We start from the raw sequence: 15,877 nt of genomic DNA, 5'->3' as shown, positions 1-15,877 counted from the left end.
TCGCGACGATAAATTGGTCGAATGCGCGAACTGACCCCGACCGAGGCGATCGACCTGGTCGGCCGCTTCGAAGCCGGCCAAGAACTCCCCGAGCGGATGCGCGCCGATGTGCGCCTGCTGGGCTCGCTCCTGGGCCGCGTGCTGCGCGAGAGCGGCTCCCCCGGTCTCTTCGAAGACGTCGAGCGGCTGCGGTCCGCGACCATCCAGGCCTACACGGACGAGACCCCGGAAGCCTTCGAGCGCGCCGCGGCGATCGCCGACGGGTTCTCCATCTCCCGTGCCGACGAGGTCGCGCGCGCGTTCACGTGCTACTTCCATCTCGTGAACCTCGCCGAGGAGCACCAGCGCGTGCGGGTGCTGCGCGAGCGCGACACCGCCTCGCGGCCCGCCGACGCCACCGATTCGCTCCCCGCCGCCCTCGCACGGCTCTCGGAGGAGATCGGCGAGGACACCGCGCTCGCGCGCCTGCGCAATCTGCGCTTCCACCCCGTCTTCACGGCCCACCCCACCGAGGCCCGCCGCCGCGCCGTGTCCTCCAGCATCCGCCGGCTCTCGGAACTCCTCGAGGACTACGACGCGCCCGACCGCGCCGGCTCGGCGCAGCGCCGCGCTGAGCGTCGCATGCTCGAGGAGATCGACGTGCTGTGGCGCACCGCTCCGCTGCGCGCCGAGAAGCCCTCACCCACCGACGAGGTGCGCGCGGTCATGGCGGTGTTCGACGAGACGCTCTACACCGCCGTGCCGCACGTCTACCGGCGCATCGACGACGTCCTCCAGGGCGAGGGCGCCGGCGCGAAGCCGCCGATCGTCGAGCCGTTCGTGCGCGTGGGGTCGTGGGTCGGCGGCGACCGCGACGGCAACCCGTTCGTCACCGCGAAGGTCACGCGCAAGGCGGCCGCGATCGCGAGCGAGCACATCCTCCTCGGCCTCGAGCGCACCGCGCTGCGGATCGGTCGCGGGCTCACGCTCGACGCCTCGACCACGCCGCCGAGCGACGAGCTGGCCGCACTGTGGCGGCGGCTGCGCGCAGCTGACGAGGACGCGGCGGCCGACATCGCCAAGCGCTCCCCCGACGAGCCCCACCGCCGCGTGCTGCTGCTGCTGGCCCGCAAGATCGCGGCGACCCGGACCCGCGACGCCGACCTCGCCTACCGCGACCCCGAGCAGCTGCTCGCCGATCTCCGCGTCGTGCAGTCCTCGCTCGCGGCGGCCGGCGCGCTACGGCAGGCGTACGGACACCTGCAGCAGCTCATCTGGCAGGTGCAGACCTACGGCTTCCACCTCGCCGAGCTCGAGGTGCGCCAGCATTCCGCCGTGCACCGGGCCGTCCTCGCCGACCTCGAAGCGGGCAAGACGACCGAGCAGACCGAGGAGGTGCTCGAGGTCTTCCGCGCGATCGCATACGTCCAGGAGCGCTTCGGGCCCCGCGCCGCCGGCCGCTACATCGTGTCGTTCACCCAGTCGGCCGAGGACCTCGCGAACGTGCACCGCCTCGCGCGGCACGCGGTCGGGCCCGACGGCACGCCCCCGGTCCTCGACGTCGTCCCGCTGTTCGAGACGTTCGCCGACCTGCGGGCGGCCCCCGGGATCATGGCCGAGATCGTCGATCACCCCGAGTTCGCGTCGCGGCTGGAGGTCACCGGCCGGCGGCTGGAGGTCATGCTCGGATACTCCGACTCGTCGAAGGACGTCGGGCCGGTCGCGGCGAACCTCGCGCTGTACGAGGCGCAGGCCGAGATCGCCGAATGGGCGCGCCGCGAGCGCATCGAGCTGACGCTCTTCCACGGCCGCGGCGGCGCCCTCGGGCGCGGCGGCGGGCCGGCGAACTCGGCGATCCTCGCCCAGCCCCCGCACTCCGTCGACGGCCGGTTCAAGCTCACCGAGCAGGGCGAGGTGATCTTCGCCCGCTACGGCGACCCCGCCATCGCGATGCGGCACATCGACCAGGTCGCCGCCGCGATCCTCATGGCCTCGGCGGCGTCGATCGAGGAGCGCAACCGCGCCGCCGCCGAGCGCTACGCCGAGGTCGCGGCGACGATGGACGCCGCCTCCCGCGACCGATTCTTCTCGCTCGTGAAGGCTCCGGGCTTCGCGCCATGGTTCGCGCGCGTCACGCCGATGGAGGAGCTCGGGCACCTCGCGCTGGGCTCGCGCCCGGCCCGCCGCGGGCTGTCGGTCGAGTCGCTCGCCGACCTGCGGGCGATCCCGTGGGTGTTCGCGTGGACGCAGGCGCGCATCAACCTCGCCGGCTGGTTCGGCCTGGGAACGGCGCTGGAGGCCGTGGGCGACGAGGAGAAGCTGCGCGCCGCGTACCGCGAGTGGCCCCTCCTGCGGACGCTCGTGGACAACGTGGCGATGAGCCTCGCGAAAGCCGACGCCCGGATCGCGCGGCGCTACCTCGCGCTCGGCGATCGCGATGACCTCGCCGACCTCGTCATGTCGGAGATGGAGCTCACGCGCTCGTGGGTGATCCGCGTGACCGGCGGCGAGGAGCTCCTCTCCACGAAGCCCGTGCTCCAGCGCGCCGTGAAGATGCGCAGCCCCTACGTCGACGCGCTCTCGCTCCTGCAGCTGCGCGCGCTGCGGGCGCTCCGGGATGCGGACGCCGACGCTCCGGCCGACCCCGAGCACGAGCGCCTGCTGCTGCTCTCGGTCAGCGGCGTCGCGGCCGGCCTGCAGAACACGGGCTGACCCCGCCGCATCCGGCCTCGTCCGCGCTGTGCGCGGCGCGTGCGTCCGCGCTGCGTGCGTGCGCGCTGCGTGCGCTGCGTCCGGTCTCTCGCGTGCGCGCTGCGTCCGCGCTGCGTGCGAGCGTTGCGTGCGCGCTGCGTGCGCTGCGTTCGTTTCTCAGGAAAATCGCGCGCGGGCTTTCGCGGCTGCCCCGGAATTCCGCGGATCTCGACACGAGCGCCATCCGATTTTCCTGAGAGACGAACCATCGGGGCGCCAGGGCACGAGCGCACCGGCGCACCGGGGCGCCAGGGCACCGGCCCGCGGCGGTGCGCGCGCCGCGCGTGGAACTCCCCCGGGATACGCCCGCGAGAGGCCCGTGGGGTCGGGGCTCCACACCGCTCCTGCTCGTTTCTCAGGAGATGTGCGCACCGCTGGTTGCGAGTTCCGCGCGATTTCACGGTTCTTCGCTTGACCGCCGCACGATTCTCCTGAGAAACGAACCGGGGGCGGCGGGTCGTGCACGAAGGGCGCGTCAGTCCGGGTGGTACGCGAACACGTCATCGAGCCGGGCGGAGAACTCGGCGCAGATCTGGAACGCGAGCTCGAGGCTCGGCGAGTAGCGGCCCAGTTCGATCGCGATGAGGGTCTGCCGCGTCACGCCCACCCGTCGCGCGAGCTCCGCCTGCGTGAGGCCGAGCCGCTCTCGATGCGTGCGGATGCTGTTGACCACCCGGGTCGGACGCGCCATCACGGCATCCCCCCGCGGTACAGCGCGAGACGGGTCAGACTGCTGATCACCGCCGAAACGGCGAACCCCGCGTAGAGCGCCTGGGCGATCCAGAACCACGGCGCCTGGACGGCGCACAGCACGAGCGCCACGAGACCGCCGATCACGAGGAACGCCTGGCCGACCCGTTCGGCACGCTGCGCGATCTCGCGGTCGCGCACGTCGGCGCGGTGCTCGAGATCGGGGTCGCGCGCGCCGGCGATCATCCCCCACACGATCGCGATGAGGATCGCGGCGACGAGACCGACGACGATCGTCCCGAGCATCGGCCAGACCCACACGATCTCCGCGACGGGGGTGCGCGCGCCCTCGACCAGCATCCACACGACATACGCGACGATCGCGGGCACCGATGCGATGAGCCCCGCCCACGTGTTGCGCTCCTCGTACGACATCGCGCCCTCCGCAATCCTGGTGTAAAGAAAACTTGACACAGCGAACCTACGGCGGGCACGATGCGATGTCAAGAATCTTTGACACCTAGGAGAGTCGCCATGACCATGACCGCTGCTGTCGTCCACCGATACGGCGCCCCCGACGTCGTCCGCATCGAACGCGTGCCCGCACCCCGCCCGCGCCCGGGCGAGGTCGTGGTCGATGTCTCGGCGGCCTCCGTGAACTCCGGCGACGCGCGCATCCGCGGCGCGCACTTCCCCCCCGGCTTCGCGACCCCGGCCCGCCTCGCGCTCGGTCTCCGCGGGCCGCGCCGCGGCATCCTCGGCGTCGCGGTCGCAGGCACCGTGCGCGAGGTCGCACCGGATGTCGCCGACCTCGCCGTCGGGCAGCGCGTGTGCGGGATGACCGGCGCGCGTTTCGGCGCCCACGCCGAGCAGGTCGCCGTCGCCGCGCGGCGGCTGAGCCTGATCCCGGATGCCGTCGACGACGAGCAGGCTGCGGCGGTGCTGTTCGGCGGCACGACCGCGCTGTGGTTCCTCCGCGACAGAGCGAGCGTCGCGCCCGGGGAACGCGTGCTCGTCGTCGGCGGCGCGGGCGCCGTCGGTTCGCACGCCGTTCAGGTCGCGCGTGCCCTGGGGGCACACGTCACGGCGACCGCGAGCACGCGCAACGTCGAGGTCGTCCGCGCGCTCGGCGCCGACGAGGTCATCGACCGCACGCACGCGTCGCTCGGCGGCCTCGGCGCGCGCTTCGACGTCGTGTTCGACACGGCCGGGGTGCTGCATCCGTCCGCGGCGTCGACCCTGCTGCGTCCGGACGGCCGGCTCATCCTCGCCGCGGCGACGCTCGCCGAGACCCTCTTCGCGCGTCGCCCCACGATCACGGGCACGGCCAGCGAATCGCCCGCGCTCGTGGCCCACCTCCTCGCGTGGGTCGCCGACGGCACGCTCGCACCGCTCGTCGACGCCGTCGTGCCGCTCGACCGCATCGCCGAGGCCTACGCGCGCGTGGACTCCGGTCGCAAGGTCGGCACCGTCCTGGTCCGCCCCTGATCGCCGAGGGTGCACCACTGCGGCGAAACCGCTCGTTCGGCGGTGCACTCTCGCCGCGAGGATGCACTCTCGCGCAACGAACTCCGCGCGTCAGGCCGACGCGGCCTCGGCGGGAGCCGCGGTCGGCACCGGGAAGATCTGGTCAAGCAACTGCGCGACCCACGCGATGAGCTCCGCGTCGCTCTCGTGCGCAGGCAGCGGCACGACGAGCGCGTCGCCGCCGGCCACGATCTTGGCCTTCGGATGCAGCCGCTGCAGGCGCACGCGGATCGAATCCGGCAGATGCGCCGGGGCGATGCGCAGGTTCGGACCCATCGCGACGACGTCGGCGAGGCCCGCCTGCGCGGCGCGGCGGCGCAGCCGGGCGACGGCGATGAGCCCCTCGACGTCGCTCGGCGGCTCGCCGTAGCGGTCGCGCAGCTCATCGACGACCGCGTCGATCGCGTCGTCCTTGGCCGTCGCGGATGCCGCGGCGGAGAGCTTCTGGTACGCCTCGAGGCGCAGCCGCTCGCTGTCGATGTAGGCCTCGGGGAGGCGCGCGTCGACGGGCAGCTCGAGCCGCAGCTCGGTCGGGCCCTCGGTCTCCTCGCCGCGGAACGTCGCGACGGCCTCGCCGATCATCCGCAGGTACAGGTCGAACCCGACGCCCGCGATGTGACCGGCCTGCTCGGCACCGAGGAGGTTGCCCGCGCCGCGCAGCTCGAGGTCCTTCAGCGCCACCTGCATGCCGCTGCCGAGGTCGTTGTTCACCGCGATCGTCTCGAGGCGGTCTGCCGCCGTCTCCGACAGCGGCTTGGTGTCGTCGTGCAGGAAGTACGCGTACGCGCGCTCGCGAGCGCGGCCGACGCGCCCGCGCAGCTGGTGCAGCTGCGACAGACCGTACTTGTCGGCGCGGTCGATGATGATCGTGTTCGCGTTGGAGATGTCCAGGCCCGTCTCCACGATCGTCGTGCAGACCAGGACGTCGGCGCGCCGCTCCCAGAAGTCGTCGACGACCTGCTCGAGCGCGTGCTCCCCCATCTGCCCGTGGGCGACGGCGATGCGCGCCTCGGGCACGAGCTCGGCCAGCTCCGCGGCGACGCGCTGGATCGAGGACACGCGGTTGTGCACGTAGAACACCTGGCCCTCGCGCAGCAGCTCGCGACGAATGGCGGCGGCGATCTGCTTGTCGTTGCGCGGCCCGACATACGACAGGATCGGGTGCCGGTCTTCGGGCGGCGTCTGCAGCGTCGACATCTCGCGGATGCCGGTGACGGCCATCTCCAGCGTGCGCGGGATGGGCGTCGCACTCATGGCGAGGATGTCGACGTTCGTCTTCAGTTTCTTCAGGGCGTCCTTGTGCTCGACGCCGAAACGCTGCTCCTCGTCGATGATCATGAGCCCGAGATCCTTGAAGATCACTTTCTCGGTGAGGATGCGGTGCGTGCCGATGACCATGTCGACGGTGCCGTCGGTGAGCCCCGCGAGCGTGTCGCGCGCTTCCTTGTCGGTCTGGAACCGCGACAGCGGGCGCACCTTCACGGGGAAGCCGGCGAAGCGCTCCGTGAAGGTCTCGAGGTGCTGCTTGACCAGCAGTGTCGTCGGCACGAGCATCGCGACCTGCTTGCCGTCCTGGATGGCCTTGAATGCGGCACGCACCGCCACCTCGGTCTTGCCGAACCCGACGTCGCCCGAGAGCAGCCGGTCCATGGGGATGGGCTTCTCCATGTCGGCCTTGATCTCGTCGATCGTCTGCAGCTGGTCGGGCGTCTCGGCGAACGGGAACGCCTCTTCGAGCTCGCGCTGCCACGGCGTGTCGGGGCCGAACGCGTGACCCTTCGACGCCATGCGGGCGGAGTAGAGCTTCACGAGCTCGACCGCGATGTCGCGCACGGCCTTGCGCGCGCGTCCCTTCGCGGCGGCCCAGTCGCTGCCGCCCATCTTCGAGAGGGTCGGCGCCTCGCCGCCGACGTAGCGCGACAGCAGGTCGAGCTGGTCGGTCGGCACGAAGAGCTTGTCGCCCGGATACCCGCGCTTGGAGGGCGCGTACTCCAGCACGACGTACTCGCGCGTCGTCTTCGTGGGGTTGCGACCGCCGCTGGAGACCTCGCGCTGCGCGAGCTCGACGAACTTGCCGATGCCGTGCGTGGCATGCACCACGAAGTCGCCGGGCTTCAGCTGCAGCGGGTCCACGACGTTCCGCCGGCGCGACGCGAGCTTCTTCACAACGCGCGAGTCGCCGCCGATCGTGCGGCCGTAGAACTCCGTCTCGGTGAGGACGGCGAACCGCACCTCGGGCAGCTCGAAGCCGCGCTCGAGCGAGGCGGCGACGACGTGCGCGACGCCCGGCTCGGGCACGCCGCGGACGTCGTCGACGCGCCGCGCGGCGATGCCGCGGTCGGCGAGCACGTCGCGGGCTCGGTCGACGAGCCCCGAGCCGGATGCGGCGACCACGACGCTCCACCCGTCGGCGAGCAGCTCGCCGATGTGGGCCGTCGCGCCGTCGACGTTGCCCTGGAACGACGGCACCGCGCGGGCGCGGATGCGCACGGCGCTGCCCTCGGCGACCTCCAGGCCCTCGGCCGCCGCATCCGACGCGCCGGAGTCGAATGCCGACAGCGTCCACCACACGCCGCCGCGCGCGTGCGCGGCGTCGCGCAGCTCGGGCAGGGTGAGGAAGTCGCCCGAGTCCAGATCGATCGGGACGCGTGCGCCGGCGGTCGCGGCCGACCACGCCGCGTCGAGGAACTCGCGGTTGGTCTCGCCGAGCGTCATGGCGCGCGTGACGGCACGCTCGGGGTCGACGAGTGCGACCGCGGCGCCCTCCGGGAGGAAGTCCGCGAGGGGCGAGAGCGTGTCGAGGAGGATCGGTGTGAGCGACTCCATGCCTTCGACGGGGATCCCCTCCGCCATCTTCTCGAGCATCGCGCGCAGGCCCGGGAACTCGTCGCGCAGCTGCGCCGCCCTCGCGCGGACGTCGTCGGTGAGCAGCAGCTCACGGCTCGCCATGAGCGTGACCGCGGGCACCTCGCCCGGGAGCGAGCGCTGGTCGGCGACGGAGAAGGCGCGGATGGCGTCCACCTCGTCGCCGAAGAAATCCACGCGCAGCGGGTGGTCGGCGGTCGGCGGGAAGACGTCGAGGATGCCGCCACGGACGGCGAACTCGCCACGGCGCGAGACCATGTCGACGCGGTGGTACGCGAGCTCGACGAGGCGCGCGACGACCGTCTCGAGGTCGTATCCGCGTGCGCCGACCCGCAGGTCGACGGGCTCGACGTCGCCGAGGCCCGCGGCGACGGGCTGCAGGGCGCTGCGCACCGACGCGGTGACGATGAGTGGCGTCGCGCCGTCCCACGTGGCGATGCGACGGAGCACCGCGATGCGCCGGCCGACCGTCTCGGGACTCGGGCTGAGCCGCTCGTGCGGCAGCGTCTCCCACGCCGGGAAGTGCAGCACCTCTGCGCCGGGGAGCACGGCCGACAGCGCGGGCCCGATGCTCTCGGCGCGCCGCCCGGTCGGGGCGATCACCAGCAGCGCCGCCGGTCGACCACCGGCGCGCCGTCGCTCCAGCAGACCCGCGAGCGCGGGGGCGTCGAGGCCGTCGACGAGAGAGAGGTCGACGTCTGCGACGGCCAGCGAAGCCGCCTCCCGGAACGAGTCAGCCTGCTCGAGGGCGCGCACGATCCCGGGAATTGTCACCGCAGAAGTCTACCGGCGGCCGCCGACGTCGGGACCCGATGGACCGCGCCCGGGGCCGCCCCTAAACTGACCGCCAGCCGTCGGCGGCCCGCGTCGGCGCAGCACCGAAGGAGCGGTCCATGAGCAGCACCACCCCGCCCGAGCCCCCCGAGCGCCGGACGGCGGACGCGCCCGGCTACGACGAGCGCCGCGCCACGCCGCCCCCGGCGCCCGCCCCCTCGTACGCTGCTCCGCCGCCCGTCGACGCGGCGCCGCGTCGCCGCGAGAAGGGCCGTGCGACGCTGGGCGTCGTGGCGTTCGTCGTCGCCCTGCTGGCGATCGTCGTCGGCTCGATCCTCACCTACATCGGCGGTACGCGGCTGGGCGCCCTCGCGCAGTACGCCCAGGTGACCTCCGAGGGCGCGACCCTCGACGCCACGAACGTGCCGCCGGAAGCGCAGGCGAACGCGGCCCTGGGCGGCATCCTCGTCGTCGTCGGCTACACGGTCATGGCGGTGCTGGGCCTGTGGGCGCTGATCCAGGGCATCGTCGCGGCGGTGCGCAACCGCGGCCGCGGCTGGGGCATCGCCGCGATCGTGCTCGCCGTGCTCGCCGTCATCCCCGTCAGCATCCTGCTGGCCGTCGGGACCGCGTCGACGGCGACCGTCCCGCTGCCGGCCGGCTGAGCTCAGCGCGGCGCGTGGAAGCGCTGCTGGGCGGCGAGGAGGCCCTCGTCGACCAGCAGCTCCACGGCGTCTGCGGCATCGCCGACGAGGATCGGCAGGGTGGTGCGCTCGACGGCCGCGAATGGATCGAGCACCCAGTCGGCGGGATCCTGCCGCCCCGGCGGGCGACCGATGCCCACGCGCACGCGCGGGAACTCGGGCGTGCCGAGCGCCTTCGCCACATCGCGGACGCCGTTGTGGCCGCCGTGGCCGCCGCCGGCCTTCAGCCGGAGGGTGTCGAACGGGATGTCGAGCTCGTCGTGCACGACCACGACGCGCTCGGGGTCGACGCCGTAGTACTGCGCGAGGCCGGTGACGGGACCCCCCGACACGTTCATGAAGCTGTTCGGCTTCGCGAGCACGAGCTTGGCCGCGCCGGGACGCAGCCACGTCTCGGCGACGCGCGCGTTGGCGCGGTGCGACGAGAACGACTCGCCGCGCCGGGACGCCAGCTCGTCGACGACCATCTGGCCGACGTTGTGCCGCGTGGCGGCGTAGCGCGGCCCCGGGTTGCCGAGTCCCACGACGAGCCACGTGTCGGGCATGCGCGCGTTCCTCTCGCTCGCTCAGACGCCGAAGGGGCGCACGCGGCGCCCCTCCGGGTTGATCATGACGACCGGGATCACTCCGAGTCGGATGCCTCGGACTCGCCGCCCTCGGTCTCCTCGGCGGACTCCTCGGCCTGCTCCTCGGCGACCGCGGCGTCGGCCTCGGCGATCTCCTCCTCGGCGGCGAGGGTCGCCAGCGGGATCGCGACGGCGACGATGAGCGCCTCGGGGTCGGTGACGAGCGTCGCACCGCGCGGGAGGACGAGGTCGCCGGCGGTCACGCGGTAGCCGTCCTCCTTCTCCTCGACGTCGACCTCGATGTTCTCCGGGATGTGGGTGGCCTCGACCTCGAGCGACACGGTGGCGCTGTCGAGAGTCGCGATCGTGCCGGACTGCGGCTCGCCCACGATCACGACGGGCACGTCGACGGCGATCTTCTCACCGCGCCGGACCACGAGCAGGTCGATGTGCTCGATGATCTGGTGCACCGGGTCCTTCTGCACGTCCTTCACGAGCGCGAGCTGGGTGCCGGCGGCGAGGTCCAGCTCGAGCAGCGCGTTGGCGCGACGGACGAGCAGCGACATCTGGTGGCCCGGCAGCGCCAGGTGCTGCGGGTCGGTGCCGTGACCGTAGAGCACGGCCGGGATCTTGCCGGCGGCGCGCAGACGGCGGGCGTGGCCCTTGCCGAAGCTCTCGCGCACCTCGGCGTGGACCTTGTTGTCTTCCGACATGTCGATTCTCCTTGCGGGCACGCGGCCCTCTGCCTGGGCGGACGGATGCCCGCGGATCTTCGCGGCACGCGGCCGCACGTGTGGGGGTCTGGATTCGACTCGAACGCGCGCGCGTGAGGAAAGCCGGGAGCCTGCATCACCGCGTCGATCACGGACGCGCACGCGCATCCCTCGCCGAAGTTCGGTGACGAGTCTACCAGCGGCCCCGATACGATGAGGACGCACCCTACGGAGGATCCATGCCCGCCGATATTCTCTCCCACCTCATGCTCTGGATCGTCGGAGCGATCGCCCTGGTCGGCGGTGTCGGTGTCGTCGGCGCGCTGTTCTCGATGGGACGCGCCGGCTACCGCAAGGACTGAGCGCCCGATCGCGACGGTCGCCCGGCGATAGGCTGGGCACGACGCGCGAGACGCTGCGCCGCGCGAATCCGTCGAAACGATCCAGGAGAGCGCGTGTCCGCATCCGAGTCCTCGCCCGCTGCCCCCTCCGCCGCCACGGCCCGCGCCAACATCGGTGTCGTCGGCCTGGCCGTGATGGGGTCGAACCTCGCCCGCAACCTCGCCAGCCGCGAGGGCAACACGGTCGCGGTGTTCAACCGTTCGCGCTCCAAGACCGACGAACTCGTCGGCGCGCACCCCGAGGCCGGCTTCGTCCCCGCGTTCTCCTACGAGGAGTTCGCCGCCTCCCTCACCACGCCTCGCACCGCGATCATCATGGTCAAGGCGGGCGGCCCGACCGACGCGGTCATCGAGGAGCTGCTGCGCGTCTTCGAGCCGGGCGACATCATCGTCGACGGCGGCAACGCGCTGTTCACCGACACGATCCGCCGCGAGAAGGCGGTTCGCGAGACGGGTGTCAATTTCGTCGGCATGGGAGTCTCGGGCGGCGAGGAGGGCGCGCTTCACGGCCCGTCGCTCATGCCCGGCGGCTCAGACGAGTCGTGGGTGACCCTCGGCCCGATCCTGAAGTCGATCGCCGCAATCGCCGAAGGCGAGCCGTGCGTCACGCACGTCGGCCACGACGGCGCCGGCCACTTCGTGAAGATGGTGCACAACGGCATCGAGTACGCCGACATGCAGCTGATCGCCGAGGCGTACGACCTCATCCGCCGCGGCACGGGCAAGTCGCCTGCCGAGATCGCCGACGTCTTCGCCGAGTGGAACCGCGGCGAGCTGGAGTCGTACCTCATCGAGATCACCGCCGAGGTGCTGCGGCAGACGGATGCGGCGACCGGACGCCCGCTCGTGGACGTCATCGTCGACCAGGCCGGCGCGAAGGGCACCGGCGCCTGGACCGTGCAGACCGCGCTGTCCCTCGGCGTGCCCGTGTCGGGCATCGCGGAGGCGACGTTCGCACGCTCGCTGTCGTCGCACCCCGAGCAGCGCGAGATCTCGCGTGGGCTGCCCGGCCCGTCGGAGGATTTCACGGTCGAGGACGCCGATGCGTTCGTCGAGAAGATCCGCCTCGCCCTGTTCGCGTCGAAGATCGTCGCGTACTCGCAGGGCTTCGACGAGATCCGCGCCGGCGCCGCCGAGTACGGCTGGAACATCGACCTGGGCGCGATCGCGTCCATCTGGCGCGGCGGCTGCATCATCCGCGCGCAGTTCCTCAACCGCATCACCGACGCATACGCCGACAGCCCCGACCTGCCGGTGCTGCTGACCGCGCCCTACTTCGTCGAGGCGCTCGAGCGCGCTCAGCAGGCGTGGCGCGACGTCGTGGCCACCGCCGCGCGCGTGGGCATCCCGTCGCCGGCGTTCTCGTCGTCGCTCGCCTACTACGACGGCCTGCGCGCCGAGCGCCTCCCCGCCGCCCTCATCCAGGGTCAGCGCGACTTCTTCGGCGCGCACACCTACAAGCGCATCGACAAGCCGGGGACCTTCCACACGCTGTGGTCGGGCGACCGCACCGAGGTCGAGGCCGAGGACACGCACTGATCGTGCGAGGGCGTCGCACTCGACGGCGGCGCCCTCGCGCAATCCCCCGCGGCCGTCGCCGCCCGCCCCGCTAGGGTCGGGCGCATGAGCTCTCTGCGCGTCCTGTTCCTCGGCGGCTCCGGCGTCATCTCCACCGCGTGCGTACGCGCCGCCGTCGCCGCCGGCCACGAGGTCACCGTCCTCAACCGCGGCCGAAGCATCCGGCGCCTCCCCGACGGGGTGCGCACACTCCAGGCGGACGTGCGCGACGGTGCCGCCGTGCGCGCGGCGGTCGGCGATCGTCCCTTCGACGTGGTCGCCGACTTCCTCTCGTTCGTGCCCGAGCACGTGCGGACTGCGCTGGATGCGGCGGGCCGCGCGGCCGGCCAGTACATCTTCATCAGCTCGGCCTCGGCGTACCAGAAGCCGCCCGCGCGCCTGCCCGTCACCGAGTCGACGCCGCTGCGCAATCCCTTCTGGCAGTACTCGCGCGACAAGATCTCGTGCGAGGACCTCCTGGTCGCCGCGTATCGCGACCAGGGCCTTCCCGCCACGATCGTGCGCCCCTCCCACACCTACGACGAGACCCTCCTTCCCACGATGGGCGGCTGGACCGACATCGCCCGCATGCGCGCGGGCCGGCCCGTCGTGGTCCACGGCGACGGCACGAGCCTGTGGACCCTCACGCACGCCGACGACTTCGCCGTCGCGTTCACCGCACTCCTGGGTGCCCCGGCCGCGATCGGCGAGGCGTTCACGATCACCGGCGATCACGCGCCGACGTGGAACGCGATCTACGGCTGGCTCGCCGCGGCGGCGGGCGTCGAGGATCCGCAACTCGTCCACGTCGCGAGCGAGACGATCGCGGCGACCGCGCCGGATCTCGGGCCGGGCCTGCTCGGGGACAAGTCCCACTCGATGGTGTTCGACTCCGCCAAGGTGCGCGCGCTCGCGCCGGCTTTCGGCACGACCATCACGTTCGACGAGGGTGCCCGCCGCATCCTCGCCTTCTACGACGCGCACCCCGAGTGGCAGCGCGTCGACGCGGAGAAGGGCGCGCTGTTCGACCGGATGGTCGCCCACGTCGCCGCACGCTAGACGAGCGAGCGCATTCCCAGCGTGCGCATAGCCTCTCCCATAGGAAGCTCATAGCCATGCGCGCACAATGAGGACCATGAATGCGACCGCGACCGCCCCCTCGCTGACCCGTCCCGACGGCTCGCCGCTGCGCGTGCTCGTGGTCGACGACGAGCAGATGCTCACCGACCTGCTCTCGATGGCGCTGCGGATGGAGGGCTGGGACGTGCGCGCGGCCTCCTCGGGGCTGCAGGCGCTGCAGGCCGCGCGCGACTTCGACCCCGATGCGATGGTCCTCGACGTCATGATGCCCGACCTCGACGGCATGGCGGTGCTCCAGCGCCTGCGCCACTCCGGCAACGACGTGCCCGTGCTCTTCCTCACGGCCAAGGACGCGGTGGCCGACCGGGTTGCCGGCCTCACCGCGGGCGGCGACGACTACGTCACGAAGCCGTTCAGCCTCGAGGAGGTCGTGGCGCGGCTGCGCGGCCTCATGCGCCGCGCCGGCACGGCGACCTCGGGCGAGTCCGAGCCGATCCTGCGCGTGGGCGATCTCTCGCTCAACGAGGACAGCCACGAGGTGTTCCGCGACGGCGAGTCGATCGAGCTGACGGCGACCGAGTTCGAGCTGCTGCGCTACCTCATGCGCAACCAGCGCCGCGTCGTGTCGAAGGCGCAGATCCTCGACCGCGTGTGGAATTACGACTTCGGCGGCCGCTCGAGCGTCGTCGAGCTCTACATCTCGTACCTGCGCAAGAAGATCGACGCGGGGCGCGAGCCCCTCATCCAGACCGTCAGAGGCGTGGGCTACATGATCAAAGCCCCGCAGTGACCGACGCGCCCCGACCGAACACCCGTCGGCGCCGCCCCTGGAGTCTGCAGGCGCGGCTGATGACCGCGATCATCGGCATGATCGCCGTCATCCTCGCGATCATCGCGCTGTCCACCGGCGCGATCCTGGGCAACGTGCTCCAGGACAACCTCGACGGCAAGGTGCGCGAGACCGCCGAGAACGTGCTGTTCACGAACGAGAGCACGGCGGTGCGGGTGCTCTCGACCGGGCCCTACACCGACGGCACGGTGCTCGTGCTGCGCACGCCCACGAGCGGCACGACCGGCGCCTACGTCGACGGCAACACCGCTCGCGTCCTCACGGCCGAGCAGGTCGCCGACATCCTCCAGGCGGTCTCGGACGCGCCCTCGACGTCGGCGCCGTCGCTCACCGTCGATCTCCCCGGTCTCGGCGACTACCGCGTCACGGTCGCCCCCACGCCCTCCCCCGACGTGCTCGCGATCATCGGACTGCCGCTGTCCGAGGTGACGGGCACCGTCTCGCAGATCCTGCTCACGGTCGGGCTCGTCACGGCGGGCGGGCTCCTTCTGCTGTCGTCGATCATCGCGGTCGTCGTGCGCATCGGGCTGCGTCCGCTGCGCGCGGTGGCCGACACCGCCACGCGTGTCGCCCGCGTGCGCATGGACTCCGGCGATGTGTCGATCACCGAGCGCGTGCCCGAGAGCGAGACCGACGACCACACCGAGATCGGGCAGGTCGGCGCGGCACTGAACGCGCTGCTGGACCACATCGACGCGTCGCTGAGCGCGCGGCAGCGCAACGAGGAGCTGATGCGGCGCTTCGTGGCCGACGCGAGCCACGAGCTGCGCACGCCTCTCGCCTCGATCCGCGGCTACTCCGAGCTGTCGCTGCGCGACGCGACGCTGAGCGACACCTCCCACGCCGCGCTCGAGCGCATCCAGGCGCAGTCGCTGCGCATGAGCGCGCTCGTGGAGGACCTCCTGCTGCTCGCGCGGCTGGACGAGGGCACGGAACTGGTCTACGGCGCCGTCGACCTCACGCGCCTCGCGGTCGAAGCCGTCAGGGACGCGCAGGCCGCCGGCCGCGACCACGAGTGGGTGATCGACGTCGACGACGAGCCGGTGCTCCTAGCCGGCGACGTGTCGCGGCTGCACCAGGTCGTGGCGAACCTGCTCGCGAACGCCCGCACCCACACGCCCCCGGGCACCGTCGTGACCGTGAGCGTGCACCGGGAGGGCGACACCGCCGTCCTGCGCGTCCACGACGACGGACCGGGCGTGGATCCCGGCGTCGCGGAGCAGCTGTTCGAGCGCTTCGCCCGTGGCGACGCGTCGCGGGCCCGGAAGACCGGCGGCACCGGCCTCGGCCTGTCGATCGCGCGCGCGATCGTCGACGGGCACCGTGGCACGATCACGGTCCGCAGCCGCCCGGGCGACACGACCTTCGAGGTGCGCCTGCCCGCCAAGCCCGCCGACCCTGCCTGAGCCGCGGCATCCGC

Annotated in this window: 13 protein-coding genes; 8 read left to right on the top strand and 5 right to left on the bottom strand. The window is 72.3% G+C overall.

The window, feature by feature from the left end:
- Positions 1 to 21: 21 nt before the first annotated feature.
- On the top strand, positions 22 to 2,691 hold the full coding sequence (locus EI169_RS06345; protein ID WP_125131581.1) for a phosphoenolpyruvate carboxylase: 2,670 nt from the start codon (positions 22 to 24) through the stop codon (positions 2,689 to 2,691).
- A gap of 514 nt (positions 2,692 to 3,205) precedes the next feature.
- Here EI169_RS06345 and EI169_RS06340 read toward each other — a convergent pair.
- Both EI169_RS06340 and EI169_RS06335 read right to left on the bottom strand, forming a co-directional pair.
- Complete coding sequence (locus EI169_RS06340; protein ID WP_125131580.1) at positions 3,206 to 3,421, bottom strand: helix-turn-helix transcriptional regulator; 216 nt, start codon at positions 3,419 to 3,421, stop codon at positions 3,206 to 3,208.
- The gene (locus EI169_RS06335) at positions 3,421 to 3,855 is read right to left on the bottom strand and encodes a hypothetical protein (RefSeq protein WP_125131579.1); all 435 of its coding nucleotides are present in this window, start codon (positions 3,853 to 3,855) and stop codon (positions 3,421 to 3,423) included. The genes EI169_RS06340 and EI169_RS06335 overlap by 1 nt, the downstream gene beginning before the upstream one ends.
- A gap of 99 nt (positions 3,856 to 3,954) precedes the next feature.
- Between EI169_RS06335 and EI169_RS06330 the strand changes: the two genes are divergently transcribed.
- Positions 3,955 to 4,908 carry an NAD(P)-dependent alcohol dehydrogenase gene (locus tag EI169_RS06330; RefSeq protein WP_205783885.1) on the top strand — a complete coding sequence of 318 codons (954 nt, stop codon included), beginning with the start codon at positions 3,955 to 3,957 and terminating at the stop codon, positions 4,906 to 4,908.
- Between the two features lie 90 nt (positions 4,909 to 4,998).
- On the opposite strand, the gene mfd is transcribed toward EI169_RS06330, so the two are convergent.
- Complete coding sequence (gene mfd, locus EI169_RS06325; protein ID WP_164515452.1) at positions 4,999 to 8,586, bottom strand: transcription-repair coupling factor; 3,588 nt, start codon at positions 8,584 to 8,586, stop codon at positions 4,999 to 5,001.
- A 119-nt stretch (positions 8,587 to 8,705) separates the two neighbouring features.
- Here mfd and EI169_RS06320 point away from each other — a divergent pair, with 119 nt between their 5' ends.
- Positions 8,706 to 9,251, top strand: a complete 546-nt coding sequence (locus EI169_RS06320; RefSeq protein ID WP_125131578.1) for a hypothetical protein — start codon at positions 8,706 to 8,708, stop codon at positions 9,249 to 9,251.
- 2 nt (positions 9,252 to 9,253) lie between these two features.
- On the opposite strand, the gene pth is transcribed toward EI169_RS06320, so the two are convergent.
- Together pth and EI169_RS06310 are read right to left on the bottom strand one after the other, a co-directional pair.
- A complete protein-coding gene (gene pth, locus EI169_RS06315) occupies positions 9,254 to 9,835 on the bottom strand; it encodes an aminoacyl-tRNA hydrolase (protein ID WP_125131577.1) in 582 nt (193 codons plus the stop codon).
- 77 nt (positions 9,836 to 9,912) lie between these two features.
- Entirely contained in the window at positions 9,913 to 10,569 is a 657-nt protein-coding gene (locus EI169_RS06310) for a 50S ribosomal protein L25/general stress protein Ctc (RefSeq protein WP_125131576.1), read from the bottom strand.
- A gap of 239 nt (positions 10,570 to 10,808) precedes the next feature.
- Between EI169_RS06310 and EI169_RS16915 the strand changes: the two genes are divergently transcribed.
- From EI169_RS16915 to EI169_RS06290, 5 genes are all read left to right on the top strand, one after another.
- Complete coding sequence (locus EI169_RS16915) at positions 10,809 to 10,931, top strand: hypothetical protein (protein WP_276312932.1); 123 nt, start codon at positions 10,809 to 10,811, stop codon at positions 10,929 to 10,931.
- 174 nt (positions 10,932 to 11,105) lie between these two features.
- On the top strand, positions 11,106 to 12,509 hold the full coding sequence (gene gndA, locus EI169_RS06305) for an NADP-dependent phosphogluconate dehydrogenase (RefSeq protein ID WP_240640720.1): 1,404 nt from the start codon (positions 11,106 to 11,108) through the stop codon (positions 12,507 to 12,509).
- 84 nt (positions 12,510 to 12,593) lie between these two features.
- Complete coding sequence (locus tag EI169_RS06300) at positions 12,594 to 13,586, top strand: NAD-dependent epimerase/dehydratase family protein (RefSeq protein WP_125131574.1); 993 nt, start codon at positions 12,594 to 12,596, stop codon at positions 13,584 to 13,586.
- A 76-nt stretch (positions 13,587 to 13,662) separates the two neighbouring features.
- Positions 13,663 to 14,397: a response regulator transcription factor gene (locus EI169_RS06295; protein ID WP_125131573.1), complete on the top strand. Its 735-nt coding sequence runs from the start codon at positions 13,663 to 13,665 to the stop codon at positions 14,395 to 14,397.
- Between the two features lie 59 nt (positions 14,398 to 14,456).
- Positions 14,457 to 15,863 (top strand): HAMP domain-containing sensor histidine kinase, encoded by a 1,407-nt coding sequence (locus EI169_RS06290; protein ID WP_240640689.1) that lies wholly within the window; start codon positions 14,457 to 14,459, stop codon positions 15,861 to 15,863.
- Positions 15,864 to 15,877: the final 14 nt, after the last annotated feature.

Origin of the sequence: Microbacterium sp. 10M-3C3, assembly GCF_003931875.1 — a bacterium.
Taxonomy (GTDB): domain Bacteria; phylum Actinomycetota; class Actinomycetes; order Actinomycetales; family Microbacteriaceae; genus Microbacterium.
Note: the sequence above shows the minus strand (reverse complement) of the source record. Positions and strands in the feature narration are given on the sequence as shown.